Origin of the sequence: Pseudaestuariivita atlantica (assembly GCF_001205715.1) — a bacterium.
In the GTDB taxonomy this organism is placed as follows: Bacteria; Pseudomonadota; Alphaproteobacteria; order Rhodobacterales; family Rhodobacteraceae; genus Pseudaestuariivita; species Pseudaestuariivita atlantica.
The window spans coordinates 168,678-195,180 of sequence record NZ_AQQZ01000004.1 but is presented as its reverse complement, the minus strand read 5'-3'; the positions used below and the strand labels follow the sequence as shown (position 1 = coordinate 195,180).

Below are 26,503 nucleotides of genomic sequence, written 5' to 3'. Positions count from 1 at the left end.
CATGGCACGGCAAAACTGCGGATTGTGGCATCAGTTTTGCGGCATTAACCTGCAGAAATGCAGATGCTGGACTGGAATGACCTCAAATACCTGTTGGCGCTGTTCCGGCAGGGCTCGCTGAAGGGCGCGGCGCGGATCGTGGGCGTCAGCGACACGACCGTCGCGCGCCGATTGGCGGCGATGGAGCAGGCGTTGGGGGTCACGCTGTTCGTGCGGTCGCACGCTGGTCAATACGTGGCCACGGATGCCGCGAAGGCCATGATCCGCCATGCCGAAACCGTCGAGCGCGAGACGCTGGCCCTGCACGATCACGCGGGGCAGCAGGCGCAGGGTGTCGCGGGCGTCGTGCGGATCAGTTCGGTGCCGATCATCGTGAACCGGGTTCTGACGCGCGCGGTGCGGGACCTGCTGGATGCGCATCCGGGCGTGTCGGTGGAACTGGTGCCCGCGTCACAGAACCTGAGCCTGTCCCGGCGCGAGGCCGATCTGGCCGTGCGGTTCGCCCGCCCGCACGGGGGCGGGTTGCGGACCAAGGCGCAGAAGCTGGGCGAGATGGGATTTGCCGCCTATGCGGCGGCAGGGGCGGATGCCGACGGGATGGCGTGGATCGGATATGACGAGACGCATGCGCATCTGCCGCAGGCGCATTGGATCGAGAAGAGCCGACCGCAGGTGCGGTTGAGGGTAGCGGATGTGGAAACGGCGCTGGAATCGGCGGCCGCCGGGATTGGCAAGACGTTGCTGCCGCGAATGATTGCGGATGCGGACCCGCGGTTGCAGCGGCTGGAGACCGGCAAGGACGCTCGCCTTCCCCGGCGCGAGGTCTGGATGTTGAGCCATGCGGACCAGGCGGAGCGCGGGTCGGTGGCGGCGGTCAAGGCGTGGCTGACCGGGCTGAACTGGCAGTGACCACCTCGGGGTGGCGGCTCGTCGCGCCCGTGCGTGCGCGCCTCGCGGGGGGGCGGGGCACTGGGTGGGACGTGGCGGCATTGGAAGCAGGTTCAGTACGCGCGCATGGTGTGCGGCTGCCCGGCCGTGCAAGCTGTTGCCGGTGGGTGCGGTGAAGGATTGAAACTCGGACCGCTTGCGGGCATTCAGGAAGGACCAACCCCATAGGTCCCTCATGGCAAAGCTGTACCACGTCCCGCTGTCTCCGTTCTGTCGCAAGGTGCGGTTGAGCCTCGCGGAGAAGAAGATCGAGGTGGAGCTGGTCGAGGAACGCTATTGGGAGCAGGACGCCGATTTCCTGCGCCGCAACCCGGCGGGCAAGGTGCCGATCCTCAAGATCGACGGCAAGACGATGGCCGAGTCGGCGCCGATCTGCGAATACCTCGAAGAACAGTATCCCGAACCCTCGCTGATGCCCAAAAGCGCCGACAACCGGTACGAGGTGCGGCGGCTGGTGGCGTGGTTCGACGACAAGTTCCACAACGAGGTCACGTCGAACCTGCTCTACGAACGGGTGAACCGCAAGCTGACCGGGCAGGGCTATCCCGACAGCAAGAACGTCAAGCTGGGCGCGCAGAAGATCAAGTATCACCTCGATTACATGGCGTGGCTGCTGGATCACCGGCGCTGGCTGGCGGGCGACACCATGACGCTCGCCGATTTCGCCGCCGCCGCGCACCTATCGTCGCTCGACTATATCAGCGACGTGGACTGGAACCGGTCGGAGGTGGTGAAGGACTGGTACGCCAAGATCAAGTCGCGCCCCGCCTTCCGGTCGATCCTGGCCGACCAGGTCAGCGGGTTCCGCCCGCCGGCGCATTATGCCGACCTCGACTTCTGATGGCGGACCGAGGGGCCGTACATATTTGAAAAGAGAAGAAGCACAGCTGACGGCGCGGGTGAAGGCAGAGGCGCTGTCGGCGGGCTTTACCCTGTGCCGTGTCTGTGCGCCGGGCGCGGTGGATATTAGCGAGGGTCTTCGCGGGTATCTGGACGCCGGGTATCACGGTTCGATGGGCTGGATGGAGGAGCGGGTGGCGTGGCGGTCCTCCCCTGCCGCGCTGTGGCCCGAGGCACGGTCGGTGATCGTGCTGGGGGAGGCCTATACCCCCGACCATGACCCGCTGGAGGTGCTGGACCATCCGGACCGCGCGGCGATCAGCGTCTATGCCCAGAACCGCGATTACCATGACGTTGTGAAGAAGCGGCTGAAGCGGCTGGCGCGCTGGCTGGTGGCCGAGGCGGGGGGCGAGGTGAAGGTGTTCGTCGACACCGCGCCGGTGCCGGAGAAGGCACTGGGGCAGGCGGCGGGTCTGGGCTGGCAGGGCAAGCACACCAACCTTGTCAGCCGCGAGATGGGGTCGTGGTTCTTCATCGGGTCGGTCTTTGCCACGGTCGCGCTGGAGCCCGACGCGGCAGAGGTCGACCATTGCGGGTCCTGCCGTGCCTGTCTGGATGTGTGCCCGACCGATGCCTTCCCCGCGCCCTACCAATTGGATGCAAGGCGCTGCATTTCCTACCTGACCATCGAACATGCGGGCCCGGTGGACGCGGCGCTCAGGCCCCTTATGGGCAACCGCATCTATGGCTGCGACGATTGCCTCGCCGTCTGCCCGTGGAACAAGTTCGCGCAGGCCGCGACCGAGGTGAAGTACCACGCCCGCGACGACCTGCGCGCGCCCGCGCTGGCGGAACTGGCGGTGCTGGATGACGCGGCGTTCCGGGCGAAGTTCTCGGGCTCTCCGATCAAGCGGATCAGGCGGGGGCGGTTCGTGCGCAACGTCCTTTACGCCATCGGCAATTCCGGCGTACCGGCCTTGCGGGAGGTGGCGCGGGGGTTGTGCGAGGATGCCGACCCGGTCGTTGCTGACGCTGCGCGCTGGGCTGTGTCGCAAACAGGCGCGAAGCGGGGCTGAGGCCGCGCGATCCAATCGCGGACACGGAAAGGACAGGGCATGGCACTGGCGCTGGGCGTCGACACGGGCGGGACCTATACCGACGCGGTGCTGATCCGCGACGAGGAACAGATCGTCGCCCGCGCCAAGGCGCTGACCACCCGGCCCGACCTGGCCCGAGGGATCGGCGCGGCGGTGGCGGAGGTGCTGAAGGGCGTCGATCCGGCAACCGTGTCGATGGCGGCGTTGTCGACCACGCTGGCCACCAATGCGCTGGTTGAAGGGCAGGGGGATCGCGTCGCGCTGATCGCGGCGGGGTTCCGGCAGCAGGACCTCGACAAGCACGGGCTGACGGACGCGCTGAAGGGTGATCCGGTGCTCTTGTTGCCCGGCAAGATGGGTCATGCGGGGGACGAGGCGGAACCTCTCGACACCGAAGCGCTGGAAGCGTGGCTGGCCGACGCGCCGGACGTGGGGGCCTTTGCCGTGGCGGGGCTGTTCGCGGTGCGCAACCCGGCGCATGAACTGGCGATGGCCGAGGCGGTGGCGCGGGCGACGGGGCGGCCCGTCTGCGCCTCGCACCAGCTGAGCGCCAAGCTGAACGGGCCGAAACGGGCGCTCACGGCGCTGTTGAACGCGCGGCTGGTGGGGATGATCGACCGGCTGATCGGGCAGGCGCAGGCGCGGCTGACCGAACTGGGCGTTGATGCGCCGCTGATGGTGGTGCGCGGGGACGGGGCGCTCGTTTCCAGTACCGAGGCGCGGCGCGCGCCGATCGAGACCATCCTGTCCGGTCCCGCCGCCTCGATCGTGGGCGCGCGCTGGCTGACGGGGGCGGATGACGCGCTGGTGTCGGATATCGGCGGCACCACGACCGACATCGCGATCCTGCGCGGCGGGCGGCCCAAGATCGACCCGATGGGCGCGCGGGTCGGCCCCTATCGCACCATGGTCGAGGCGGTGGCGATGCGCACCCACGGCCTTGGCGGTGACAGCGAGGTGCATTTCCTGACCGAGGGGCTGGCGGGCGGCGTGCGGCTGGGGCCGCGCCGGGTGCTGCCGGTGTCCCTGCTGGCGGTGGAAGCGCCCGAGGTGGTGCGCCCGGCGCTGGAGGCGCAGTTACATGCGGCGGTGCCGGGGGAGCATGACGGGCGGTTCGTGCGGCGGGTGCCGGGGGCGTCGGATGCGGGCCTTGCGGCGCGCGACGCCGAGGTGCTGGCGCGGATCGAAGGGGTTGCCCCACTGGGTGCGGTCCTGCGCAAGCGGGTGGAGATCGGATCGGTCACGCGGCTGGTGTCGCGCGGGATCGTGCAGGTGGCGGGCGTGACACCGTCGGACGCGGCGCATGTGCTGGGGCTGGCGGATGCGTGGGATGCCGATGCCGCCCGCGCGGCGCTGACGCTGTTCGGCAGGCGGCGCACCGGGGCGGGTGAGCCCTTGGGCGATGCCGAAGGCGTGGCGCGGATCATCGTCGATCAACTGACCCGCCAGACGGGCGAGGTGCTGCTGGAATCCGCCTTTGCCGAGGACGGGATGGATCAGGACCTTGCGCACCATCCGCTGGTCTGGCGCGGGCTGGGTGCGCATCGCGGGGCGGTGGCGCTGGACGTGCGCGTGGGGATGCCCGTGGTGGGCCTCGGTGCCTCTGCCGCGACGTGGTACCCGGCGGTGGGCGACTTGCTGGGATGCGAGATGCGGCTGCCCGACGGGGCCGAGGTCGCCAACGCGGTGGGCGCCGTTGTTGGCCGCGTGCGGGTGCGCCGCGAAGGCACCGTGACCGCGCCGTCCGACGGGCGGTTCCGCGTGCATCTTGATACCGGGCCGCGGGATTTCGGAACGCTGGATGACGCGATGGCGCTGCTCGAAGACACGCTGCGGTCAGAGGCCGAGCGCGAGGCGCTGGCGGCGGGGGCGTCGGGCCTCGACATCCGGGTGACGCGCGACATGCGCATGGCCGAGGTCGAAGGCCGCGAGATGGTGATCGAGGCGGTCCTGCGGGTCGAGGCCTCGGGCCGCCCCCGCATCGCCGAGGGCTGAGGTCAGAACAGGCGCTTGATCGCGGTGACGTTGGCGGGGTCGGCGGCCTGCGCATCGGCGGCCAGCGACGTCGCCACGGCGACGGGATCGTCGCACAGCCGGTCCACCAGCCCCCAGTCCAGCGCCTCGTCGGCGGTGGCCTTGTGGCCCGCCATCAGGATCAGCTTGGCCCGCGCGGGACCGATCAGGGCGGCCATGCGGCCGGGGTCGGACGGTTGCGGCAGGAAGCCCAGCCGCATCACCGGGTAGAAGAACTTGGCGCCGTGCACCGCGACCCGCAGGTCACAGGCCAGCATCATGCCCATCGCGCCGCCTGCGCAGGACCCGTTCAGCGCCGCGATGGTCAGGCCCGGATAGGTGGCGATGGCGCCCGACAGCCGCTCCCACAAGGGCGAGGTGGCCAGCCCGGCACGCGCCGCGTCCAGATCGGCACCGGCGGAAAAGACGCGGCCCGCGCCGGTCAGGATCAGGACGGGGGCGGCCTGCGCCTCCACCGCGCTGCACAGGTCTTCGAGCATCGCGGCAGTCAGCGCGTTGGCCTTGTCGGGCCGGTCGAGCGTGATGCGGCGGAGGCCGTCGGTATCGGTGACCTCGATCATGCCAGGCCGACGCTCTTGCGGATGCCCTCGTCGCGGAGCGAGATCTCGTCACCCAGCCAGCCATCGGCCTCGGGGCCGCACATCCACAACAGCGCCTTGGCGGGCCAGTCGGCGGGGATATGCGCCGACCAGTCCAGCTGGCTGACCGGGTTGATGCCGGATGCCTTGATCTCTTTCTGCATCTGGGTGGCGACGGTGCCGGGGCTGAGGCCGATCGCGCGGATGCCCTTGTCGCGGTATTCCTTGTCGAGGCACCGGGTCAGCATCGCCGCTGCCGCCTTGGAGGCGCAGTAATGCGACCAGCCCTCCACCGGGCCGTGGGCCGCGCCGGATGATACCGTCAGCACCGTGCCCCCGCCGCGCGCGATCATGCCGGACAGGACGGCGTGCATGCCGTAGAAGACGCCCTTGAGGTTGATGTCGATGACATGGCTCCACGCCTCGGGATCGGCGGTTGCCATGTGGGCGACGGGTTCGATCACGCCGGCGTTGTTGACCAGCACGTCGATGCTGCCGAACGCATCCTCGGTCGCGGCCACGGCGGCGGCGACCTCGTGCTGGCGGCTGACGTCGCAGGGGATGGCAAGGGCGGCGTCGCTGCCGATTTCCCCGGCAAGTTCGGCCACCGCCTCGGTCGAGCGGGCCAGCAGGGCGACCTTGGCCCCCGCCTTGGCGAATTCGCGCGCCGTGTCGGCGCCGATCCCTCGGGACGCCCCTGTAATCAGGGCGGTTTTTCCTGTCATGTCCATGGCGCTCTCCTTCGTGGATGTGTCGCTTGGGGCGGGTGACTTTGGGTCAGGGGCCTCGCAGCTTCCGGTTTCTCCTACTTGACGGTTGCGGAGCGCGCCAACAAGTTCAGAGACAGATATTTCACGAAAGGTTCTGACATGACCCGCATTTTCACCCTCGGCAGCAGCACCGCGCTGGCGTCCGTTCTCCTTGCCGCACCCGCTTTTGCCGAATTGACGGCCGCGCAGGTCTGGGCCGACCAGAAGGCGTACCTGGCCGGTTTTGGCTATACCGTTTCGGCCTCTGAAACGCAGTCGGGCGACACGCTCGAAATCTCGGATTATACCGTTGTGGTTCCCGTTCCCGAGGAAGGGGTGGAGGTGACCATGATGTTGCCCGACATGTCCTTGACCACGCAATCCGACGGGTCCGTGGCGATCGGGCTGGGCCGCGATCTGCCGATCGTGATGGACGTCACCGCCGAGGGCGAGGATCCCGTGCGGATCGAGCTGGGCGTGACCAATTCCAAGTTCGATATCGTCGCGTCGGGGTCGCCGAACGACATGACCTATACCTACGATGCCGACGACATCGCCATCGCGCTTGAATCGCTGACGGTCGAGGGCGCGAACGCGGTGCCCGGCATCATCGACTTCAAGCTGTCGATGAGCCAGTTCGACGGCGTGTCGGCGGTGCAGGTGGGTGACCTGCGCAACATGCAGCAAAGCCTGTCGCTGGGCGACATGTCCTATTCGGTGAAGATCGACGAGCCGGGCAGCGAAGAGGGCGGCACCTTCGCCGGCAACGTGGCCGGTATCTCGTTCGAGGGCGACATGCGCCTGCCGCTGGAAATCGACCCGACCGACCCGGCCGCGTTCTTTGGCGGCGGTTTCCTGGTCGACGGGACCTATTCCGCCGGTCCGGGCAACACCAACTTCAACTTCACCGCCGATGGCGAAACGCTCGTGGGCGCGCTCAGCTCCACCTCCTCGACCCTGTCGGTGTCGATCGACGACGGCGTCGTCGGCTATGGCCTGACCGGGACGGACAACACCGTCGCCCTGCAGGGCACCGACCTGCCTTTCCCCGTCGAGTTCGCGATGGAGGAGACCCGGTTCGAGATCGGCGTGCCGCTGGCCAAGTCGGACGAGGAACAGGGGTTCGGCCTTGGCGTCACCTTCGGCAAGTTCACCATGGGTGACCTGCTGTGGTCGATCTTCGACCCGGCGGGCCAGCTGCCGCGCGACCCGGCCACCATCGACCTCGACCTCGTCGGCGGCGTGAAGCTGCTCGTCGACCTGTTCGACGAGGACGCGATGCAGGCCGTGGAACGGGGCGAGATGCTGCCCGGCGAATTGCAGTCCCTCACGCTGCAGAACCTGCTGATCGAGGCGGTCGGCGCCAAGCTGACCGGGTCGGGGGACTTCACCTTCGACAACACCGACATGCAGACCTATGACGGCATCCCCAAGCCCATCGGCGCTGTGGACCTGCAGCTTGCGGGCGCGAACGCGCTGATCGACACGCTGATCAACATGGGGCTTCTGCCGCAGGAACAGGCGATGGGCGCGCGGATGATGATGTCGATGTTCGCGGTCCCCGCGGGCGATGATGTGCTCAAAAGCCGGATCGAGATGAACGAGCAGGGCCAGATCCTGGCCAACGGTCAGCGCATCCGATGACCCCGTTCACCTGAAATGGCAAAGGCGCGCACGATGCGGCGCGCCTTTTTTCATGTCACAGGTCGATGCCCAGCGCGGCGGCGGTGTTGGGGCCGACGACACCGTCGATGGTCAACCCGTTCTGGCGCTGGAATTCCATCACCGTCGCCCGCGTCGCGGGGCCGAACACGCCATCGGTGTCCAGATCCAGCCCCAGCCGCAGGTTCAGCACCTGCTGCAACTCGGTCACCTCGGGGCCGCGGTCGCCGAAATCGAGCACGCCGTTGTCGACGTTGCCGCCGCCGCTGGTGATCTTGCCCTCGTCGACCCATTTGCGGATCAGCTGGTCGCAGATTTCGAAATGCATCGAATCCTCGCGCGAGAAGGCCGCGCCCCAGAAGAAGCCGTGGCGCTGGAAGATCTTGTAGATCCGCAACAGGCCCTTCTGCACCCGCCCGTCCTTGAACTTGTCGAGCTTGCCTTCGAGCGTCACGTCGATGGCCGTGCCCCACGAATGGTTCGAAATGGCCGAGGTCGATCCGCGCACCAGACGGCAGCACAGCATGCCCATCGTGCCCAGCGCGTCGTAAACCTCGCGGTCCTCTGCCTTGATGTCGTCCATGACGTTGCCCAGCGCCTCGACCGCGGGGGCAAGGCCCGACACCTTGAAGGGGCCGACATCCTCGATCTTGATCTGGTTCAGGATCGCCTGGTTGGTGGGCCAGCGGCATTCCTGGTCGTAATTGCCGCGCGGGTTGCCGATCAGCGACAGCATCGTCTGGTTGCGCGCGCTGCGCATGTCGCCGTTCACGGTGAACCGGTCGATGCCGTGCGTGGCGAAATCGGTTGGTGTCGAAAGTGCCATGAGAAAAATCCTTCTTCTGAAAATCGGGTCGTCGCGGAAGTGGGTTAGAGGCCGACAGCCTCCGATGCGGAGGTCACGATCAGGCTGATCAATCCCTGCCGGAACCGCTCCAGCTGTGCCTTGGCAAGGCCGATTGCCTTCAGCGCGTGCAACTGCGCAAGGTCGCGCTGCCCGCCCACGAGGAACTCGAAATCGTCAAGGTCGATCACCCCGTCGGCCAGCGCGTCACCCCATCGTTTCAGCCGGGTTTCGGTCTTGGCGATGAAGGCCTGCGCGTCGTTCTGCGCCTGCGAGACGGCGTCGTTCACCGTGTTCTTCGCAAGGACGACCACGCCGTCGCGGACCGCCTCCAGAAAGCCGTCCCAGTTGTTTGTCAGGCTCATCCCGTTCTCCTTGCCGTCTGTTCAGGCCGTCAGTTGGTGCAGGAATCGGCGGCCCGCTTGTTGATCTCGACACAGATGATGGTGTCGAAGCCCTCGGCGATCAGCTCCGCCCCTTCGTCCCGCACGAAGGGGTTCAGGCGGCCCTTGTCGCGCCAGCGCCCGATGAAGCCGCCCAGAAGGTTGCCATTCGGATCGCGCATGATGTCCCACTGCTTGGCCGAAACCTCGTTGCGGGGCAGGCCGCGCGAATATTCATAGGCCGCGTCGACCGCGACCAGCAGCGCCTCTGCCTCGGTCCTGTGCTGCGGGTAGGGATCGGAGGCCTTGGCCACCAGCGCCGCACTGCGCGCCTTCAGCGTCGTCGCGTTCTGGTAGGCGGTTTCCCGGTAGGGGCTGATCAGCGGCTCACATGCCGCCACGAACACCATGACAAGGGTGAAAAGGGCCAGTCGCAGTCGCATAACAAATTCGCTCAAATAGAATCATGCATATTATACACACTTCATGCGTGTCTTGTGACACATTTTTTGCCGCGCCCGCCTCCCTTGCGGCGCATGGGTGCGCGGGCTAGGTCTCGGGCATGTCCCAGACGCGTTCCCTGTCCGACCTCGCCCATGCCCTGATCGACGCCGCGCGCGCCGCCGGGGCCGATGCCGCCGACGCGCTTGCCGTGTCCGGTTCCTCCGTCTCGATCGACGTGCGCGACGGCGTTCTGGAACAGGCCGAACGGTCCGAGGCGACGGACCTGGGCGTGCGGGTCTTCGTCGGGCAGCGGTCGGCCATTATCTCCACCTCTGACGCCCGGCCCGAGACGTTTGCCGCCATGGCCGAACGCGCCGTCGCCATGGCGCGCGAAGCGCCGGACGATCCCTTTGCGGGCCTCGCCGATCCCGCGCAACTGGCGACCGACACCGACGCCACGCCGCTCGACCTCGCCGATCCCGCGCCGGAACCCGCGCCCGCCGATCTTCAGGCCGATGCCGAGGAAGCCGAGGCCGCCGCGCGCGACACCGGCCTGATCTCGCAGGTGCAATCCGCCACCGCGGGATATGGCGCGCGCGACATCTGGCTGGCCGCGTCGAACGGGTTCTCTGCCGGCTACCGCCGCACCTCCCGCTCCCGCTCCTGCGTCGCCATCGCGGGCGAGGGGCTGGGGATGGAGCGCGACTATGACGGCGACAGCCGCACCTACGGCGCCGACCTGCGCGGCGCGGCCGAGATCGGGCGCAGCGCCGCCGAACGCGCCGCCGCGCGTCTTGGCGCGCAAAAGCCGCCCACCGGCACCTACCCGGTCCTGTTCGACGAGCGCATCTCCTCCTCGCTGATCGGTCACCTGATGGTGGCCGCCAACGGTGCGCAGATCGCGCGCGGGGCGTCGTGGCTGCGCGATGCCAAGGGACAGCAGGTCCTGCCCGAGGGCCTGTCGCTGGTCGAGGACCCGACGCGCCCCCGCATCTCCGCCTCCCGCCCCTTCGATGCCGAAGGCCTGCCCTGCACGCCCCGCGACGTGATCCGCGACGGCGTGCTGCAGGGCTGGACGCTCGACCTCGCCACCGCGCGCAAGCTGGGGGAGGCACCCACCGGCAATGCCGGGCGCGGCACCACGTCTGGCCCCAGCCCGTCCGCGTGGAACCTTGAACTGACGCAAGGCACCGCCACCCGCGACGACCTGATCGCGCAGATGGGGACCGGGCTGATCGTCACCTCGATGATCGGCGCCACGATCAACCCCAACACCGGCGACTACTCGCGCGGCTGCTCGGGCCTCTGGGTCGAAAACGGCACCATCAGCCACCCGGTCAACGAAGGCACCATCGCGGGCTCCCTGCCCGACATGCTGAAACGCATCGTCCCCGCCAACGACGCGCGCCCGTGGCTCAGCCGCGTGGTGCCCTCGATCCTGATCGACGGAATGGCGATCGCCGGTGCCTGACGACCTCTCCCTCCTGATCGAGGCCGCGCGCGAAGCCGGGGAGATCGCCACCCGCATCGCTGGCCCCGACGCCCGCCGCTGGGACAAGCCCGGTGACGCCGGCCCGGTGACCGAGGCCGACCTCGCCGTCGACACCCACCTCCGCCAGCGCCTGCGTGGCGCGCGCCCCGGCTATGGCTGGCTGAGCGAGGAATCCGAGGCCGACCCGACCCGCCTCACTGCCCGCGACGTGTTCATCGTCGATCCCATCGACGGCACCCGGTCCTTCATCGAAGGTTCGAAAACCTGGGCCCACTCGCTCGCCATCGCGCGCGACGGGGAGGTCACCGCCGCCGTCGTCTACCTCCCCCAGCGCGACCTGATGTACGTCGCCGAAAAAGGCGGCGGGGCGACGCTGAACGACGCGCCCCTCACAGCCTCCGCCCGGCAGGACGTGGACGGGGCAGAGGTGCTGATCGCCAAGCCCGGCCTCGCGCCCGCGCTCTGGCCCAACGGCGTGCCGCCCATCACCCGCGCCTACCGCCCCTCGCTCGCCTACCGCCTCGCGCTGGTGGCCGAGGGCCGGTTCGACGCAATGCTGACCGTGCGCGCGACATGGGAATGGGACATCGCCGCCGGAGCGCTTTTGGCGACCGAGGCGGGCGCGCTCGCCACCGACCCCACCGGCGCGCCCCTGCGGTTCAACAGCCCCACGGGCCAGACCCGCGGCATCCTCGCCTCCGCCCCCGCCCTGCACCCGGCCCTTCGGCCGGCAGTGCCGGGGGCGTGAGGGCACCCGCCTACCGCATCATGCACAGCCCGGCATAAAGCCCCGCACAGGCCGCGTAGGACAGGCTGGAATCGACGCCCATCAGCGCCCCGGCATAGGCCGCCGCCAACCCGGCATGCACACAGACATGGCCATCCATCCCGGCCAGCTTTTCCTTGATCCACTTCAACATCTTTCGTCTCCGTAAGGTTGAGCGGGGCCCCGCGATTGCATTAGTGTCGACAGGGGAAACATGCCGTCTCGCGGCGTGGGATTTCAGAGACCAGAAGTTGTTGCGCCGAATTGCGGCCCTTGTTGCGGAGTTGTGGAAAGTTGTTCGATACCGTCGCGCTGGGCCGCCTGATCAAGAAGACGCGCGGTGATCTTCGCATCTCCCAAGAGGTCCTCGCCCAAGATGCGCTGGGTAGTCCCGACCGCAAGGCCGACATCTCGCGCCTTGAAAACGCCCGCGTCGACAACCCGCAGGAATACACCATCCGCCGCATCGCCGACGCGTTGGGCCTGACAGAAGAGCAGATCGACACCTGCCGCACCGACCCCGATCACCGCCCATCCCGCGATATGGTCGACCGCTTGGTGGCCGAGAAAGAGGCGCTGGCACAAAAGCTCGACCTGCGTCGCAGTCTCGTCATGTCGCTCGCCTACCGCATGGCCGACACGCAGGCGCAGGATTTCGACGGCGCCCTGAACGCGCTCGAAGCCGCGCTCGAAACCGCGTCCCGCCTGATCAAGGGGGGGCAAGACGGGTCGAACGTCGATGACTTCGTGGATGACGTGTTGAAACGCATCGCTGACCGGGTCGCGGACGAGGACTTCACGGGCGCCGCCACCGTCGCCTCCGACGCCACCGCTCAAGCCACCGCTGGCCTCTCCCGCTTGCTGCAAGCAGAGGCCGACGCGCACCTGCTCGCTCAGGACCCCACCGCTGCGGCATCCGCCCTGATCCGGATGCACCATTTGGATCACAGCGACCCGGATGCACTCATCGAGGCGCTGCGCGCCGAGCAGGACAAATGGTACGTGGAAGGCCGCGACAAGGGCATCGACCTGCGCCTCGCCCTCGCGGAACAGATCAGCGCGCAAACCCTGCCGCTGTGCCAGACACCGGATCAGCGCGGCGCGGTTCTCAACAACCATGGCAACGTGCTCAAGTATCTGGGGGAACGTCGCGGGGACGAGTCGGTGCTGGAGCATTCGGCGGAAGCCTATCGCGCGGCGCTGGAAGAAGGGACGCGAGAGCGTGTGCCGCTCAACTGGGCGGGGACGCAGAACAACCTCGGGAACACGCTTCGGGTGCTAGGCCAACGTCGCGGGGACGAGACGGTGCTGGAGCAGGCAGTAGCGGCCTATCGCGCGGCGCTGGAAGAGTGGACGCGGGAGCGTGTGCCGCTCGACTGGGCGATGACGCAGAACAACCTTGGGATCACGCTTCAGGTTCTGGGCGAACGTCGCGGGGACGAGACGGTGCTGGAGCAATCGGCGGCGGCCTTTCGCGCGGCGCTGGAAGAACGGACGCGGGAGCGTGTGCCGCTCGACTGGGCGATGACGCAGAACAACCTTGGGATCACGCTTCAGGTTCTGGGCGAACGTCGCGGGGACGAGACGGTGCTGGAGCAGGCAGTAGCGGCCTATCGCGCGGCGCTGGAAGAGTGGACGCGGGAGCGTGTGCCGCTCGACTGGGCGATGACGCAGAACAACCTTGGGATCACGCTTCAGATTCTGGGCCAACGTCGCGGAGACGAGGCGGTGCTGGAGCAGGCGGCGGCGGCCTATCGCGCGGCGCTGGAAGAACGGACGCGGGAGCGTGTGCCGCTCGACTGGGCGATGACGCAGAACAACCTTGGGATCACGCTTCAGATTCTGGGCCAACGTCGCGGAGACGAGGCGGTGCTGGAGCAGGCGGCGGCGGCCTATCGCGCGGCGCTGGAAGAACGGACGCGGGAGCGTGTGCCGCTCGACTGGGCGATGACGCAGAACAACCTTGGGATCACGCTTCAAGTGCTGGGCGAACGTCGCGGGGACGAGGCGGTGCTGGAACAGGCGGCGGCGGCCTATCGCGCGGCGCTGGAAGAGCGGACGCGGGAGCGTGTGCCGCTTGACTGGGCGGCGACGCAGACAAATTTAGCCAACTTGCAGGGAGCGCTTTGCGAAATTACTGGGAATCGTGCGCACATCAAAACGGGGCTCGCGCATATCAAGGATGCCATCAAAGTGTTCGAGAAACACGGTGCGAAAGGCTATCTTGAGATTGCACACAACGTCAAAGCCGACCTCGAAGCCCTTTGACCCCGTCCCGGGCTTGACCCGGGACCTCTCGCCGCTCCATCCCACCCGATCTGCTCACTTTCACCCCCCGAAGTGAGCAATTTGTACACTTTGACGGGGCCGCGCGCCCTTGACCCCGGTCGGTGGGGGCTCCAATCCTGAGGGCAGCGAAACGCAAAGGACCGTGCCATGACCCAGCGCCTGCACCTTGTCTTCGGGGGTGAGTTGACCGACCCCACCAAGACCCAGTTCAAGGACACCGACGACATCCATGTCGTCGGAATTTTCCCCGATTACGCAACGGCTTACAATGCGTGGAAGGCCGAGGCGCAGCGCACGGTGGACAATGCGCACATGCGCTATTTCATCGCCCACCTGCACCGTCTGCGGGATGAAGAGGCCCCCGCATCCCCGACCGAGGAGCTGGGCGTCTGAAGCCCATGCGCCACTCCCTGACCCTGACCGCCGAACTGGTCCTGCGGGGCCGAAAAGAGGCAGGAGGATCAAGGATTTACGCGCCGCGCCCGGCGGGGGAGGTGGTGTGGCTGCACATCGGGGTAGAGGCCGTCGCCGACATCGCCCTGCCCCTGATCGACCGGCTGGTGACCCAGCGCCCCGGCCTGACCGTCGTGATGACCACCGCGCCCGGCCTGGCGGCGCGACCGGACCCACGCGAGGACGTGATCGGGGCGGGTGAGTTGCCGGAAAAAGTGCGTGATGCCAAGGGCTTCGTCGAGCATTTCGCGCCGGATATGGGGCTGTGGGTCGGCGGCGCGCTGGCCGCGCCCGCGCTGGCGGCGGCGGCAGAGGCGGATGTGCCGATGGCGCTGATCTCGGCCGTTGAGGATGGCGTGCCGGTGCCGGGGTTCCGCTGGGGCACCTCGGTCGTCGCGTCTCTTCTTCCATACTTTTCAGCTATTTACGCCGAGACCGCCAATGCCGAAAGGCGGCTGGCCAGCTATGGCGTCGACCCCGATCACCTGTTCCTGTCGGGTCCCATGCAGGTCGGCACCGTCCCGCCGCCCTGCAACGAGGCCGAACTGGAGGCCCTGCGCGACACCACCCGCAACCGCACGCTCTGGTCCGCGCTGCACGTCCGGGCCGACGAGGTCGCCATGATCGTCGAGGCCCACCAGCTGATGGCGCGGCTGGCACCGCGCGCGCTGATGATCCTGCAGGGCGAGGGGCCGGGGTTCGACGAGGCTCTCGCGGCGGCCCAGCGCGGCTCGCCGCTGGTCTTCGCGGACCGGGACGAGGGCGAGGACATCACCGAAGCGGTGCAGGTGCTGGTCACCCGCGAGGTCGAAACGCTGGGTCTGTGGCAGCGGCTGGCGCCGGTCACGATCCTTGGGTCGTCGCTGACACGGGCGCATGTGGGCCGGTCGCCTTGGCCCGCCGCGTCGCTTGGGTCGGCCATCATCTGCGGGCCGCATGTCGCGGCGCATCGCGGGGCCTATGCCCGGTTGCAGCATGCGGGTGCCGCGCGGTCGGTGGAGACGGCGCAGGAGCTGGCCACGGCCCTGTCGCATCTGAGCGCGCCGGACCGTGCCGCAGCGATGGCCCATGCCGGGTGGCAGATCGCGACGGCGGGGGCGCTGGCGACCGACATGGTGGTCGACCTTGTGCAGGACACGCTGGATGCCGGGGGCGGGGCCTGATGGCGCAGGCCCCGGCGTTCTGGAACAATCCGCCCGACGCTCCGGGCTGGCAGGCGCGGCTGCTGTCACCGCTGGGCTGGATCACGGCGGCGGCGACGGCGCGGAGGGTTGCGAAGCCCGCGCAAGTGCGGCCCGCCATGCCGGTGATCTGCGTGGGCAACCTGACGGCGGGCGGGGCGGGCAAGACGCCCACGGTCATGGCGCTGGTCGACCGGATCGCGGCGCGGGGGCTGCGCCCGGTTGTCCTGTCGCGGGGATATGGCGGGTCGTTGCAAGGGCCGGTGCGGGTCGACGAGCGGACGCACAAATCGGACGAGGTCGGGGACGAGCCGTTGTTGCTGTCCGCCGTCGCGCCCGTCTGGGTCGCACGGGACAGGGCCGAGGGCGCCCGCGCGATCGAGGCGGCCGGGGAGGTCGATGTGCTGGTCCTCGATGACGGGTTTCAGAACCCGGCCATTGCCAAGGACCTGTCGATCGTCGTGGTGGATGCGGGCGTGGGGTTCGGCAACGGGCGGTGCCTGCCAGCCGGGCCGTTGCGGGAGCCGGTGCAGGCCGGGCTGAAACGCGCCGACCTCGTGATCGCCATCGGCCCGGCAGAGGCGCAGGCGGATTTCATGGTGCGCCGGGACCTGCCGGTGCCCTGCATCGGTGCCGAGTTGACGCCCTTGCCGACGGGCATGGAATGGGAGGGCACGCGGGTTCTGGCCTTTGCCGGGATCGGGCGGCCCGAGAAGTTCTTTGACACGCTGCGGGTGCTGGGGGCGGATGTCGTGCAGGCGGTGCCGTTGTCGGATCACCAGGCGCTGCCGCCGCAACTGGTGGCGCGGCTGAAGGCGGATGCGCGGCGACTGGGCGCGCAGCTTGTCACGACCGAAAAGGATGCGATCCGCCTGAACGCAGAAGACCGGCGGGACGTGCTCGCCCTGCCGGTCCGCTTGTCGTTTGCCGATCCCGCGCCGCTGGATGCCGCGCTGGATCGGGTGCTGTCAGCTTAAGGGATCAAAGCCCCTCTTCGATCAGGGCCGACATCTCGTCATAGGGCATGTTGGCGTACTTGGTGCCGTTGATGACGAAGCTGGGGGTCGAATCGATATTGTGCTCGGTCGCGTTGGCGCGGAACCATTCGACCAGCGCGCGGACCTTGTCGCCATCGGTCAGGCAGGCCTCCATCTGGTCGGCCGAGATGCCCGCGACGCGCCCGATCTTGCGCAACTCGTCGGCGATGGCGGCGTCGGACCCGGCGCGAGACCACGAGGACTGGGTTTCATACAGCATGTCGGTGATGCCGAAGAACGCTTCTTGCGTGCCGGCGCAGCGGGCGATCATCGAGGCCCAGACGCCGTAGCGGTCGAAATAGACCTCGCGATACACGAACCTGACCTTGCCGGTGTCGATGTAATCGGCCTTCAGCTGCTTGTACGGCCCGTTGTGGAAGTTGCCGCAATGGGGGCAGGTGTAGCTGGCATATTCGATGATCTCGACCGGTGCGTCTTCGGCGCCGAGGACCATTTCCATGATCTCGGGCGCGGCGGCGTCATCGTCGGTTGCGGTCGTCTCTTGGGCCATGGCGGCACCGGGCAGCGGGAACGCGCCCGAGGCGACTTGTTCGGGCGAGGGTTGCAGCAGTTTCCATCCGCCACCCGCGATGAGGGCGATGGCGAAGACGGCGACATAGAACAGGCGGTTCATCAGCGGACCTTTCATTCAGTCAGGCGCAGCTTTCAGCCGCGCGGGTTAGGCTTGGAATAGACGTTGAGCGCGAGACGTTCCAGCGCTTCGGCCAGGTCGGTGTCTGCGACATCGGCGCGCGCGGCGGCGGCGCGGGCGCGGGTTTCGGGGGCCGGGGCGGCGGGTGTTTCAGGCGCGCGGGAGCGGTTGAACTGTACCTTGCCGTCGGCGAAACCGGTGGGCGCGGTCTGGGTGATGCGGATGCGGGCGATGGCGTTGTAGCCGTAGGTCGCGTTGACGCGGGCGCGCAGGTCTTCCTTCTGCATCTCCAGCATCGGGGCCTGCGCGCCGGTGGTCAGCACTGTCAGCGTCGCGCCCATCCCGCCGCGGGAATACGACACCTCGACCGGGCGGGCGATGGCCGCGATCTGTTCGCCCACGATGTCGTGCCAGTGGGTCAGCACCCGCGATTCGGAGAAACCGCGCGTGGACGAGGCCGCGCGCACGCGCTTTTCCAGCAGCGTGGCGGTACGTTTGAACCCTCGGGTCGTGCCGGTGTGGCGGGACATCGCGTTGACTCCTTGGATCACGAGTTTAAGCCCAAGTGCGGCGGGAGGCATCCTCTAATCGCACACACGGAGGCATAACGATTGCGTGACGCGGACCTGAGCGCGACGCTTCTGGCGTGGTACGACCGGCATGCGCGGGTGATGCCGTGGCGCGTGGGTCCGGCCGCGCGGGCCGAGGGCGTGCGGCCAGATCCCTATGCTGTGTGGCTGTCGGAGATCATGTTGCAGCAGACGACCGTGGCGGCGGTGCGCGACTACTTCCGAACCTTCGTGACGCGCTGGCCAACCGTGGCCGACCTTGCCGCGGCCGAGGACGGGGACGTGATGGCGGCGTGGGCGGGGCTTGGATACTACGCCCGCGCGCGGAACCTGCTGAAATGCGCCCGCGCGGTGGTCGACCGGCATGGTGGCGCGTTTCCCGCCGACCCCGACGCGCTGCGCGCGTTGCCGGGGATTGGCCCCTACACGGCGGCGGCGGTGTCGGCGATTGCGTTCGATCTGCCCGAGACGGTGGTGGACGGCAATGTAGAGCGGGTGATTGCCCGCCTGCGCGACATCCACACTCCGTTGCCCAAGGCCAAGGCGGAACTGACGGCGCTGGCCGCCGACCTGACGCCAGAGGTGCGGCCCGGCGATTATGCCCAGGCGGTCATGGACCTTGGCGCGACGGTCTGCACGCCGCGCAACCCGGCCTGCGGCCTGTGCCCGTGGCGGGACGGCTGCGCGGGGCGGCTGGCGGGCAGCCACGTGGACCTGCCGAAGAAGGCCCCGAAGAAAAAGAAACCCACGCGGCTTGGCATCGCCTATGTCGCGCGGCGGGTGGACGGGGCGCTGTTGCTGGAACGGCGGCCGGACAAGGGGCTGCTGGGCGGCACGCTGGGCTGGCCGTGCAGCGCATGGGACGATGCCCCGCAGGAGGATCCGCCGATCGCGGCGGAGTGGAAGGATGCGGGCGCCGAGGCGCGGCACACCTTCACCCATTTCCACCTGCGCCTTGCGGTGCGCACCGCGCTTGTCCCGATGGACCGCGCACCCGCGCGTGGCACCTTCATCGAGGCCGGGGCGTTTGACCCGAAGGACCTGCCGACGCTGATGCGCAAGGTGCATGCGCTGGCGTGACCTTGGGTCACACCCGCCCTAAATGCGTCAATATCCTTTGATACGCCCCGTGCCGCGCCGGTAAACTGCGCGCATACCGATGGGAGCCGGATGAAATGCTGAGTGCCGCACAGGTCGCCAAACTGCAAAACGCCTTGCCGTTCTGGATGTCGATCCTGCTGATCCCGCTGATCTGGGTCAGTGCGACGCAGGGCGGCTGGTGGGTGCTCTTGCTGCCGCTGACGACGTGGTACCTGTTTTCGGGCCTCGACTTCGTGACCGGCCTGAACGAACAGAACGCCGATCCCGAGATCGGGGACGAGCATCTGCGCTGGTACACGCTGATCACGCTGATCTGGGCGCCGGTGCAGTTCGTCACGCTGTTCGCGCTGATCTGGTACGCCGCCCGCGCCGATCACCTGAACGGGTGGGAGATTTTCGGGCTGGCCTTCGGCATGGGCGTGATTTCGGGCACCATCGGGATCAATTACAGCCACGAGCTGATGCACCAGAAAAACAGGGTCGAACGCTGGATGGGGGATATCCTGCTGGCCATGGTCCTGTATTCCCATTTCCGAAGCGAGCACCTGCTGGTGCACCACCGCTATGTCGCAACGCCGAAGGACCCGGTGACCGCGCGGTATGGCGAAGGCTTCTTCCGCTTCTTCCCGCGCGTGTTGGTCGAATGTGGCGCGTCGGCGTTCACCGCCGAACGCGCGATGCTGGCGCGCAAGGGCAAGCCGTGGTGGGACAGGTCGAACCCGTTCTGGCGTTACTGGGCGTTGCAGGCGGGGATGCTGGTACTGGCGGCGTTGCTGGGCGGGTGGATCGGCCTTTGGATGTTCGTCACGCAGGCCATCGTCGCCATCTGGCAGCTGGAACTGGTCAACTACGTCGAACATTACGGGCTGACCCGTCGTCACCTGGGCGAGGGCAAATACGAACATGTCAAGCCGCACCATTCGTGGAACGCGGCGCACCGGGCGTCGAACTGGCTGCTGATCAACCTGCAGCGCCATTCCGACCACCATTACAAGCCCGACCGCCGGTTCCCGCTGTTGCAGACCTATGGCACGGACGAGGCGCCGCAATTGCCCTATGGCTACCCGGTGATGACCATCGCGGCGATGTTTCCGTCGCTGTGGCGGCGGGTCATGAACCCGCGCGTCAAGGCGTGGCGCGCGCGCAATTACCCCGACATTAGCGACTGGTCGTCGTACAATTCCGGGACCAACCCGCTGCCGCGCTAGGCGAGGGGCTGCCGGGCGCGAAAAGGCGCCGGCGAATTCTTGCAGCCGTTGTTCACGGAGCGTTAACATTGACGTGGCTCCAATGTGCAGAGTTCACGGCACGGCAACAGTTTGGGAATTCGGCTGCGCCTCTCCCCGTTGACCGAATCTGAATCCGCTGTACCTCTGGCGTCGGTGGGGACGTCTTGTCGCCGGGCCGGGCAGGACTGGGGCGGCGCACCTCATCACGTGTGAAGATCGACCCTGATCGCGGCCTTGTCCAAGGCCCCCCGACCGAGTGTGTGTCCCGATGCCGACCAGTGTTTCGCAGTATATCTTCGGCAATTCGCTGGTGAATTTCGCCGGCGGCAGCGGCGAGACCAACATCCTCGTCTGGCTGGACCAGTTGGCCGAGGAAGCGGGCAACACCTATGCCGCGACGGGCGGTTACGGGTTCCTGCGCAACTTTGCCGACCGGCCGGAGCCTCTGGACAGTTGGGGGTTTCCCGGTGTTACCGACAGCTGGGACGGCGATACCGAGACATTCGCGCAGGCGGGGTTCAACTCGGTCCTGATCACGCCCGCGAACTTCATCCAGTACCAGGGCCCGGATGCCGATTACGCGTTCGACACGCGTTCTCCGCTCGACGCGGTGAATGAAATCGTGGCGGACGTTCGGGCGGATTATCCGTCGGCGGACGTGCTGATCTATGAAGGCTGGGCTGACATGGGGCCGTTTGCCGCCACCGTCCCGCCCAGCGCCAACGCAGAGGCGGCGTATTACGCATACACGTCCGGCGATTATCACGACTGGTTCGTCGACCTGATCGACGCGGCCAATGCCGCGAACCCGGATGCCAACCTGCTGCTGGTGCCCGTGGCGCCCGTGCTGGCCGACCTGTTCACCGGCACGCTGGCGGATATCCCGGTGGATGACCTGTTCGTCGACAACGCCCCCCACGGGACCGAGACGACCTATTTCCTTGCCTCGCTCATCACCTATTCCGCGATCTATGGCGAGCCCGCGCCCGACACCTTCACCGTGCCCGCGAACATTCACCTGCTGGTGGCGTCGAACTATGCCGCGCTGACGACCGAGATCCACGCGGCGGTCGAGACCTACCAGGCGGAGGTGGGCGGTGGTGTCGGCGCGGATCCCAACAGCGACCCGATGGTCGTGGATGACGCGTTCGAGATGTTCACCGACACGACCTCAGAAATCCTTGTGCTGGCCAATGACAGCGACCCCGATGGCGACCCGCTGACGATCACGTCGGTGAGCGTGGCGGGCAGCGGCATGGCCGAAGTGGTGGGCGAGTTCATCTATTTCACCGCCGATGGCACGACCGGGACGTCCGAAGTCACCTATACCGTGTCCGATGGCAATGGCGGCACCGCGACCGGTACGCTGACCATGACCGTCGTCGCGCCGGACCCGACGCCGCCCGCCCCGCCGCCGGTGCCGGAACCCGACATGGTGGACGACCCCGACCCGATGATCGATCCCGGCGAGAACACCCTCCCCGAGGCGATGCCGGACGACATCATCGTGCCGCTGGGGCAGACGGTGTGGCTGGACGTGCTGGACAACGATACCGACGGCAATGGCGATCCCCTGACCATCCAGGCGATCGCGCAGCCGGTGCTCGGATCGGCAGAACTGATCGACGGGCGGATCGAATACGTGGCCCCCGCAACGGGCGTCTCGGATGTTCTGAGCTATTCCGTGTCGGACGGGCGCGGCGGGTTCGACCAGACCGACATCTTCATCACGCTCGACAACGGCGTGGCCGGTGCCCCGGAAGAAGCCGGGGCGGAGCCTGACCCGGTCATGGTGGCCGATGACGAGGCCGGGCCGGCGGGGTTCGACGCCAGCTTTTTCGCGCTGTCATCGGATGTGCAGGGTCTTGGCGACGTGGATTTCTCTGTCACGCCGGATGCGACCGACATGGTGTCAACGCTGAGCTTCCTCGACCAGACCGGCGCGTTGTGGGAGGGCGGGCCGACCGATTACTTCGCAGCCCGGTTCGCGCAGGAGGTCGACGTGGAGGAGGCGGGCGTTTACCGCTTCCTGCTTTATGCCGATGACGGGGTGCGTCTGAGCGTCGACGGCACGACCGTGGTTGGGCATGAAGAGACGGGCGAGCAGCAGTTGATTGTGGGCGAGGTGTTCCTTGAACGGGGCCTGCACGAGGTTGAAGTCGATTACTTCGAGCGGACGGGAGAGCAGTCGTTGTACCTTGAATGGATCGCGCCGGACGGGGCGGACCTGATGGACAGCCTTGCCCGCCCGGACGGCCAGACGCTGGAAACGCTGGCCGGGGAGAGCGCCGAAGACGTCACCGACGACGTGTTCGCCTGACCCCGAAAATGGAAAAGCCAGCCGGGTGGCTGGCTTTCCTGTGATGTCGGTGGTGACGCGGGATCACTCGTTCACGCAATCCTTCAGCGCCTTCGCGATGGTCACTTTCACGACCTTGTCGGCGTCTTTCTTGAACTGCTCGCCCGTGGCGGGGTTGCGCACCATGCGCTCGGGGCGTTCGCGGCAGTAGAACTTGCCGATGCCCGGAATGGTGACGGCGCCGCCGCCCGCGACTTCGCGGGTGATCAGGTTCGACACGGCGTCGAGCGCCGCGCTTGCCGATTTCTTGTCGGTGCCCATTTCTTCGGCCAGTGCCGCAATCAGTTGGGTCTTGGTCATCGCTTTGGCCATCGTATCTGTCTCCTTGCCTGTGCCTGTCTGTTACGGCTTCATTTGCGGCATTTAAGAGGGTTTGCCGACGCAACACAACAAATTGTGGGCAAAACACCCCAAAAAACATGCATTTTGGGGCCTCCACCACGGGTTGCGGAGGGTGACGCAAGGTAACACGCCGGTAAGCGTCACAGAAACGCGGTTTCCTCGAACGAGCGGAGCTTCCGGCTGTGGATGCGTTCCAACGGCATTTCGCGCAGCGTCTCCATCGCGCGGATGCCGATCATGAGGTGCCGCGCCACCTGCGTCTTGTAGAAGGACGAGGCCATGCCGGGCAGTTTCAGCTCGCCATGCAGGGGCTTGTCGGACACGCACAGAAGCGTGCCGTAGGGGACGCGGAAGCGGAACCCGTTGGCCGCGATCGTGGCGCTTTCCATGTCCAGCGCAACGGCGCGGGACTGGCTGAGCCGCTGCACCGGGCCGGTATGTTCGCGCAGTTCCCAGTTGCGGTTGTCGACCGAGGCAACGGTGCCCGTGCGCATGATGCGTTTCAGGTCGTAGCCTTCCAGCTGGGTCTCCATGGCCACGGCCTGTTCCAGCGCGATCTGGATCTCGGCCAGTGCCGGGATCGGGACCCAGACGGGCAGGTCGGCATCCAGCACCTTGTCTTCGCGCAGGTAGGCGTGGGCGAGGACGAAATCGCCCAGCGATTGCGAGTTCCGCAGGCCCGCGCAATGCCCGACCATCAGCCATGCATGGGGGCGCAGGACGGCGATGTGATCGGTCGCCGTTTTCGCGTTGGACGGGCCGACCCCGATATTGACCAGCGTGATCCCGGACCGGTCCGGGCGGGTCAGGTGGTAGGTCGGCATCTGCGGCATCTTGGACGTCTCGGGGATCGGTTCGGACGGGTCGGTGATGACCCGGTTGCCGGTCGAGACGAAGCTTGAATACCCGCTGTCGGGATTGGCCAGCGCCGCGCGGGCATAGGCTTCGAATTCCGAGACGTAGAACTGGTAGTTGGTGAACAGGACGTGGTTCTGGAAATGCGCCGGATCGGTCGCGGTGTAATGCGCCAGCCGGGCCAGCGAGTAATCCACCCGCTGCGCGGTGAAGGGGGCGAGCGGTTCGGTCCCGTCGGGGCTGACATAGGTGCCGTTGACGATGTCGTCGTTGGTGGTGCTGAGGTCGGGCACGTCGAACACGTCGCGCAGGATGAACTCGGCCGCGCCTTCCTGCGGGACATTGAGCGTTGCGTCGTTGGCGACCGCGAAATGCACCGGCATCGGCGTGCCCGAAATGCCGATTTCGACCGGCTGGCCGTGATTGCTGACCACCAGCCTGATCTGCTGGATCAGGTAGTCGCGGAACAGGTCGGGCCGGGTGATCGTCGCGGTGTGGGTACCGGGATGCGACACGTGGCCGAAGGCGAGGCGGCTGTCGACCTTGGCGAAGGTTTCGGTGGTGATCCGCACCTCGGGATAGAAGGCGCGGATGCGGGTGCCGGGGTGGCCATCGACCAGCGCCGATTTGAACGCCTCGCACAGGAAGGTGGTGGAGATGTCATAGATCTCCTGCAACCGGTCCACCGCCGCGGCGGGGTCGGTGAAGCTTTGCGTGGAGGGCACGCTGGGCGTCAGGTAGGCATTGGCGGCGTCGGTCAGGCCTTGCATCAGCTGTCCTCGAAGAGGTCGGTGAATTCGAAACGGGTCACGTCCACGAGCCCGAGATCGGAGATCCGCAATTCCGGGATCACGACGAGGGCGAGCAGCGAATGCTGCATGTAGGCGTTGTTGAGCGTGCAGCCGCAGGTCCGCATCGCCGCCATCATCGCGTCTGCCTGTCGGGCGACGTCGCTGGCGGGGCTGTCGGACATGAGGCCCGCGATGGGCAGGGGCACGCTGGCAAGCTCGGCACCGTCGCGCCAGACGGTGATGCCGCCGCCCAAGGCGCGCAGGTGGTTCGCGGCGGCGGCCATGTTGGCGCGGTCGGTGCCCACCACGATCATGTGGTGGCTGTCATGCGCCACGGTGGAGGCCATGGCCATGTGCCCGTCATATCCAAAGCCGGACACGAAGGCATTGACGACGCCGCCCGTCGCGCGGTGGCGTTCGACAAGCGCAATCTGGGCCACGTCCTGCGCAGCGTCCGGATCGACCCGCCCGTCGGTGACAGAGAGGGTGCGGGACAGGGCCTGCGTGGGCGCCTGGTTCTCGACCACGCCGATGACGCGGGCGGTGACGTGGTTGGCGCCCTGGGGCGCGGCGATCTCGAAATCCTGGGCGGAGAGGTCGCGGGCCATGTTCACCGTCTGTCGCGCGCTGTCGGGCCAGTCGTAATGCGGGCAGTCCACGGTGCAGGTGCCGTCGGTCGCCACGACCTGCCCGCGCGCGATCACCGTCTCGATCGGCAGGGTTGCGAGGTCGGAGGTCAGGATCACGTCGGCGCGGCGACCGGGCGCGATGGAGCCCAGTTCGCGTTCCAGCCCGAAATGGGTGGCGGTGTTGAGCGTCGCCATCTGCAGCGCCACCAGCGGGTCACAGCCGCAATCGATCGCGTGGCGCACCACGCGGTTCATATGGCCGTCATTGACCAGCGTGCCGGAATGGCAATCGTCGGTGCACAGGATGAACCCGCGCGGGTCGAGCCCCTTTTCGGTAATGGCGGTGATCTGTGCCTCGACATCGTACCACGCGCTGCCCAGCCGCAGCATCGCGCGCATGCCCTGCCGGGCGCGGGCGATGGCGTCGGCCTCTTGCGTGCCTTCGTGGTCATCCGCCGGGCCACCCGCCGCGTAGGCGTGGAAGGCGGGGCCGAGGTCGGGGGAGGCATAATGCCCGCCGATCGTCTTGCCCGCGGCGGAGGTCGCGGCCATTTCCGCCAGCATCTTGTCGTCGCCGGCGACCACGCCGGGGAAGTTCATCATCTCTCCCAACCCGATGATGCCGGGCCAAGTCATCGCCTCGGCCACGTCGGCGGGCGTGATTTCGTGGCCCGTCGTCTCAAGCCCCGGCGCGGAGGGCGCGCAGGAGGGCATCTGGGTGAAGATGTTGATCGGTTGCAGCGCGGCCTCGTCATGCATCATGCGCACGCCGTCGAGGCCCAGCACGTTGGCGATTTCATGCGGGTCGGTGAACATCGTGGTGGTGCCGTGGGGGATCACCGCGCGGGCAAACTCGGCCGGGGTCAGCATGCCCGACTCGATGTGCATGTGCCCGTCGCAGAGGCCCGGCACCATGTAGCGCCCGCGCGCCTCGATCACCGTGGTGTCGGGGCCGGTGCAGTGCGACGCGTCCGGCCCGACATAGGCGATGCGCCCGCGGGCGATGGCGATGTCATGGTCGGGGAGGGCTTCGCGCGTGTGGACATTGACCCAGATGCCGCCCCTGATCACGGTGTCGGCAGGCGCGCGGCCCGCCGCGACAGCGACCAGATCGGCGGCACATTCGGCCCATGTGGGAAAAGTCGTCGGCTCCATGTCGTAAACTGGCATGGGGCCAGC

Annotated in this window: 25 protein-coding genes; 14 read left to right on the top strand and 11 right to left on the bottom strand. The window is 67.5% G+C overall.

What is annotated here, in order from left to right:
* Nucleotides 1-63 precede the first annotated feature (63 nt).
* The 4 genes from ATO11_RS10315 to ATO11_RS10300 all read left to right on the top strand — a co-directional run bounded on the left by ATO11_RS10315 (nucleotide 64) and on the right by ATO11_RS10300 (nucleotide 4,880).
* Entirely contained in the window at nucleotides 64-909 is an 846-nt protein-coding gene (locus tag ATO11_RS10315) for a LysR family transcriptional regulator (protein WP_165586952.1), read from the top strand.
* 214 nt (nucleotides 910-1,123) lie between these two features.
* Nucleotides 1,124-1,789 (top strand): FtsZ-binding protein FzlA, encoded by a 666-nt coding sequence (gene fzlA / locus ATO11_RS10310; RefSeq protein WP_050530788.1) that lies wholly within the window; start codon nucleotides 1,124-1,126, stop codon nucleotides 1,787-1,789.
* The gene (gene queG, locus ATO11_RS10305; protein WP_082176248.1) at nucleotides 1,770-2,864 is read left to right on the top strand and encodes a tRNA epoxyqueuosine(34) reductase QueG; all 1,095 of its coding nucleotides are present in this window, start codon (nucleotides 1,770-1,772) and stop codon (nucleotides 2,862-2,864) included. Before fzlA ends, queG begins: the two co-directional genes overlap by 20 nt.
* Before the next feature lie 39 nt (nucleotides 2,865-2,903).
* Entirely contained in the window at nucleotides 2,904-4,880 is a 1,977-nt protein-coding gene (locus tag ATO11_RS10300; protein WP_050530787.1) for a hydantoinase/oxoprolinase N-terminal domain-containing protein, read from the top strand.
* Between the two features lie 2 nt (nucleotides 4,881-4,882).
* Here the strand turns inward: ATO11_RS10300 and ATO11_RS10295 are convergent, their stop codons facing one another.
* The gene (locus ATO11_RS10295) at nucleotides 4,883-5,479 is read right to left on the bottom strand and encodes an enoyl-CoA hydratase/isomerase family protein (RefSeq protein ID WP_050530786.1); all 597 of its coding nucleotides are present in this window, start codon (nucleotides 5,477-5,479) and stop codon (nucleotides 4,883-4,885) included.
* Complete coding sequence (locus tag ATO11_RS10290) at nucleotides 5,476-6,228, bottom strand: SDR family oxidoreductase (RefSeq protein WP_050530785.1); 753 nt, start codon at nucleotides 6,226-6,228, stop codon at nucleotides 5,476-5,478. The genes ATO11_RS10295 and ATO11_RS10290 overlap by 4 nt, the downstream gene beginning before the upstream one ends.
* Nucleotides 6,229-6,366: 138 nt before the next feature.
* On the opposite strand from ATO11_RS10290, the gene ATO11_RS10285 reads away from it, so the two are divergent.
* The gene (locus tag ATO11_RS10285; RefSeq protein WP_050530784.1) at nucleotides 6,367-7,890 is read left to right on the top strand and encodes a DUF2125 domain-containing protein; all 1,524 of its coding nucleotides are present in this window, start codon (nucleotides 6,367-6,369) and stop codon (nucleotides 7,888-7,890) included.
* Nucleotides 7,891-7,945: 55 nt separating this feature from the next.
* Here ATO11_RS10285 and ATO11_RS10280 read toward each other — a convergent pair whose 3' ends face one another.
* The 3 genes from ATO11_RS10280 to ATO11_RS10270 are packed head-to-tail and all read right to left on the bottom strand — an operon-like array spanning nucleotide 7,946 to nucleotide 9,578.
* Nucleotides 7,946-8,734 carry a peptidoglycan-binding protein gene (locus ATO11_RS10280; protein WP_050530783.1) on the bottom strand — a complete coding sequence of 263 codons (789 nt, stop codon included), beginning with the start codon at nucleotides 8,732-8,734 and terminating at the stop codon, nucleotides 7,946-7,948.
* 44 nt (nucleotides 8,735-8,778) lie between these two features.
* Nucleotides 8,779-9,117, bottom strand: coding sequence for a hypothetical protein (locus ATO11_RS10275; RefSeq protein WP_050530782.1), 339 nt, complete (start codon nucleotides 9,115-9,117; stop codon nucleotides 8,779-8,781).
* A gap of 29 nt (nucleotides 9,118-9,146) precedes the next feature.
* Complete coding sequence (locus ATO11_RS10270; RefSeq protein ID WP_134643093.1) at nucleotides 9,147-9,578, bottom strand: hypothetical protein; 432 nt, start codon at nucleotides 9,576-9,578, stop codon at nucleotides 9,147-9,149.
* 119 nt (nucleotides 9,579-9,697) lie between these two features.
* On the opposite strand from ATO11_RS10270, the gene ATO11_RS10265 reads away from it, so the two are divergent.
* On the top strand, nucleotides 9,698-11,050 hold the full coding sequence (locus tag ATO11_RS10265) for a TldD/PmbA family protein (RefSeq protein WP_050530780.1): 1,353 nt from the start codon (nucleotides 9,698-9,700) through the stop codon (nucleotides 11,048-11,050).
* Nucleotides 11,043-11,819, top strand: coding sequence for an inositol monophosphatase family protein (locus tag ATO11_RS10260; protein WP_050530779.1), 777 nt, complete (start codon nucleotides 11,043-11,045; stop codon nucleotides 11,817-11,819). Before ATO11_RS10265 ends, ATO11_RS10260 begins: the two co-directional genes overlap by 8 nt.
* A 10-nt stretch (nucleotides 11,820-11,829) precedes the next feature.
* Here ATO11_RS10260 and ATO11_RS22135 read toward each other — a convergent pair whose 3' ends face one another.
* The gene (locus ATO11_RS22135; protein ID WP_165586951.1) at nucleotides 11,830-11,991 is read right to left on the bottom strand and encodes a hypothetical protein; all 162 of its coding nucleotides are present in this window, start codon (nucleotides 11,989-11,991) and stop codon (nucleotides 11,830-11,832) included.
* A gap of 140 nt (nucleotides 11,992-12,131) precedes the next feature.
* On the opposite strand from ATO11_RS22135, the gene ATO11_RS10255 reads away from it, so the two are divergent.
* The 4 genes from ATO11_RS10255 to lpxK all read left to right on the top strand — a co-directional run bounded on the left by ATO11_RS10255 (nucleotide 12,132) and on the right by lpxK (nucleotide 16,737).
* Nucleotides 12,132-14,105 carry a tetratricopeptide repeat protein gene (locus ATO11_RS10255; protein ID WP_050530778.1) on the top strand — a complete coding sequence of 658 codons (1,974 nt, stop codon included), beginning with the start codon at nucleotides 12,132-12,134 and terminating at the stop codon, nucleotides 14,103-14,105.
* A 168-nt stretch (nucleotides 14,106-14,273) separates the two neighbouring features.
* On the top strand, nucleotides 14,274-14,519 hold the full coding sequence (locus tag ATO11_RS10250; protein WP_050530777.1) for a DUF4170 domain-containing protein: 246 nt from the start codon (nucleotides 14,274-14,276) through the stop codon (nucleotides 14,517-14,519).
* A gap of 5 nt (nucleotides 14,520-14,524) precedes the next feature.
* Nucleotides 14,525-15,742: a 3-deoxy-D-manno-octulosonic acid transferase gene (locus tag ATO11_RS10245; RefSeq protein ID WP_050530776.1), complete on the top strand. Its 1,218-nt coding sequence runs from the start codon at nucleotides 14,525-14,527 to the stop codon at nucleotides 15,740-15,742.
* Nucleotides 15,742-16,737 (top strand): tetraacyldisaccharide 4'-kinase, encoded by a 996-nt coding sequence (gene lpxK, locus ATO11_RS10240; RefSeq protein ID WP_050530775.1) that lies wholly within the window; start codon nucleotides 15,742-15,744, stop codon nucleotides 16,735-16,737. The genes ATO11_RS10245 and lpxK overlap by 1 nt, the downstream gene beginning before the upstream one ends.
* A 4-nt stretch (nucleotides 16,738-16,741) precedes the next feature.
* Here lpxK and ATO11_RS10235 read toward each other — a convergent pair whose 3' ends face one another.
* Nucleotides 16,742-17,431, bottom strand: coding sequence for a DsbA family protein (locus tag ATO11_RS10235; protein ID WP_050531094.1), 690 nt, complete (start codon nucleotides 17,429-17,431; stop codon nucleotides 16,742-16,744).
* A gap of 32 nt (nucleotides 17,432-17,463) precedes the next feature.
* Nucleotides 17,464-17,979 (bottom strand): DUF721 domain-containing protein, encoded by a 516-nt coding sequence (locus ATO11_RS10230; protein WP_050530774.1) that lies wholly within the window; start codon nucleotides 17,977-17,979, stop codon nucleotides 17,464-17,466.
* A gap of 81 nt (nucleotides 17,980-18,060) precedes the next feature.
* On the opposite strand from ATO11_RS10230, the gene mutY reads away from it, so the two are divergent.
* The 3 genes from mutY to ATO11_RS10215 all read left to right on the top strand — a co-directional run bounded on the left by mutY (nucleotide 18,061) and on the right by ATO11_RS10215 (nucleotide 22,668).
* Nucleotides 18,061-19,098: an A/G-specific adenine glycosylase gene (gene mutY, locus ATO11_RS10225; RefSeq protein WP_050530773.1), complete on the top strand. Its 1,038-nt coding sequence runs from the start codon at nucleotides 18,061-18,063 to the stop codon at nucleotides 19,096-19,098.
* Nucleotides 19,099-19,193: 95 nt separating this feature from the next.
* Nucleotides 19,194-20,327: an alkane 1-monooxygenase gene (locus ATO11_RS10220; protein WP_050530772.1), complete on the top strand. Its 1,134-nt coding sequence runs from the start codon at nucleotides 19,194-19,196 to the stop codon at nucleotides 20,325-20,327.
* 289 nt (nucleotides 20,328-20,616) lie between these two features.
* Nucleotides 20,617-22,668 carry an Ig-like domain-containing protein gene (locus ATO11_RS10215; RefSeq protein WP_050530771.1) on the top strand — a complete coding sequence of 684 codons (2,052 nt, stop codon included), beginning with the start codon at nucleotides 20,617-20,619 and terminating at the stop codon, nucleotides 22,666-22,668.
* Nucleotides 22,669-22,731: 63 nt separating this feature from the next.
* On the opposite strand, the gene ATO11_RS10210 is transcribed toward ATO11_RS10215, so the two are convergent.
* The 3 genes from ATO11_RS10210 to ade all read right to left on the bottom strand — a co-directional run bounded on the left by ATO11_RS10210 (nucleotide 22,732) and on the right by ade (nucleotide 26,479).
* Complete coding sequence (locus ATO11_RS10210; protein WP_050530770.1) at nucleotides 22,732-23,019, bottom strand: HU family DNA-binding protein; 288 nt, start codon at nucleotides 23,017-23,019, stop codon at nucleotides 22,732-22,734.
* A 170-nt stretch (nucleotides 23,020-23,189) separates the two neighbouring features.
* A complete protein-coding gene (locus tag ATO11_RS10205) occupies nucleotides 23,190-24,674 on the bottom strand; it encodes an AMP nucleosidase (protein ID WP_050530769.1) in 1,485 nt (494 codons plus the stop codon).
* A complete protein-coding gene (gene ade, locus ATO11_RS10200) occupies nucleotides 24,674-26,479 on the bottom strand; it encodes an adenine deaminase (RefSeq protein WP_050530768.1) in 1,806 nt (601 codons plus the stop codon). The genes ATO11_RS10205 and ade overlap by 1 nt, the downstream gene beginning before the upstream one ends.
* Nucleotides 26,480-26,503: the final 24 nt, after the last annotated feature.

Excerpts from the sequence above, each read along its gene's own strand:
- ATO11_RS10275 (WP_050530782.1), bottom strand. The coding sequence starts at position 9,117 with ATGAGCCTGACAAACAACTGGGACGGCTTTCTGGAGGCGGTCCGCGAC.
- ATO11_RS10290 (WP_050530785.1), bottom strand. The coding sequence starts at position 6,228 with ATGGACATGACAGGAAAAACCGCCCTGATTACAGGGGCGTCCCGAGGG.
- ATO11_RS10210 (WP_050530770.1), bottom strand. The coding sequence starts at position 23,019 with ATGGCCAAAGCGATGACCAAGACCCAACTGATTGCGGCACTGGCCGAA.
- ATO11_RS10245 (WP_050530776.1), top strand. The coding sequence starts at position 14,525 with ATGCGCCACTCCCTGACCCTGACCGCCGAACTGGTCCTGCGGGGCCGA.
- queG (WP_082176248.1), top strand. The coding sequence starts at position 1,770 with ATGCCGACCTCGACTTCTGATGGCGGACCGAGGGGCCGTACATATTTG.
- ATO11_RS10280 (WP_050530783.1), bottom strand. The coding sequence starts at position 8,734 with ATGGCACTTTCGACACCAACCGATTTCGCCACGCACGGCATCGACCGG.
- ATO11_RS10205 (WP_050530769.1), bottom strand. The coding sequence starts at position 24,674 with ATGCAAGGCCTGACCGACGCCGCCAATGCCTACCTGACGCCCAGCGTG.
- fzlA (WP_050530788.1), top strand. The coding sequence starts at position 1,124 with ATGGCAAAGCTGTACCACGTCCCGCTGTCTCCGTTCTGTCGCAAGGTG.
- lpxK (WP_050530775.1), top strand. The coding sequence starts at position 15,742 with ATGGCGCAGGCCCCGGCGTTCTGGAACAATCCGCCCGACGCTCCGGGC.
- ATO11_RS22135 (WP_165586951.1), bottom strand. The coding sequence starts at position 11,991 with ATGTTGAAGTGGATCAAGGAAAAGCTGGCCGGGATGGATGGCCATGTC.
- ATO11_RS10300 (WP_050530787.1), top strand. The coding sequence starts at position 2,904 with ATGGCACTGGCGCTGGGCGTCGACACGGGCGGGACCTATACCGACGCG.
- ATO11_RS10285 (WP_050530784.1), top strand. The coding sequence starts at position 6,367 with ATGACCCGCATTTTCACCCTCGGCAGCAGCACCGCGCTGGCGTCCGTT.
- ATO11_RS10220 (WP_050530772.1), top strand. The coding sequence starts at position 19,194 with ATGCTGAGTGCCGCACAGGTCGCCAAACTGCAAAACGCCTTGCCGTTC.
- ATO11_RS10265 (WP_050530780.1), top strand. The coding sequence starts at position 9,698 with ATGTCCCAGACGCGTTCCCTGTCCGACCTCGCCCATGCCCTGATCGAC.
- ATO11_RS10235 (WP_050531094.1), bottom strand. The coding sequence starts at position 17,431 with ATGAACCGCCTGTTCTATGTCGCCGTCTTCGCCATCGCCCTCATCGCG.
- ATO11_RS10215 (WP_050530771.1), top strand. The coding sequence starts at position 20,617 with ATGCCGACCAGTGTTTCGCAGTATATCTTCGGCAATTCGCTGGTGAAT.
- ATO11_RS10295 (WP_050530786.1), bottom strand. The coding sequence starts at position 5,479 with ATGATCGAGGTCACCGATACCGACGGCCTCCGCCGCATCACGCTCGAC.
- ATO11_RS10250 (WP_050530777.1), top strand. The coding sequence starts at position 14,274 with ATGACCCAGCGCCTGCACCTTGTCTTCGGGGGTGAGTTGACCGACCCC.
- ade (WP_050530768.1), bottom strand. The coding sequence starts at position 26,479 with ATGGAGCCGACGACTTTTCCCACATGGGCCGAATGTGCCGCCGATCTG.
- ATO11_RS10315 (WP_165586952.1), top strand. The coding sequence starts at position 64 with ATGCTGGACTGGAATGACCTCAAATACCTGTTGGCGCTGTTCCGGCAG.
- ATO11_RS10230 (WP_050530774.1), bottom strand. The coding sequence starts at position 17,979 with ATGTCCCGCCACACCGGCACGACCCGAGGGTTCAAACGTACCGCCACG.
- ATO11_RS10270 (WP_134643093.1), bottom strand. The coding sequence starts at position 9,578 with ATGCGACTGCGACTGGCCCTTTTCACCCTTGTCATGGTGTTCGTGGCG.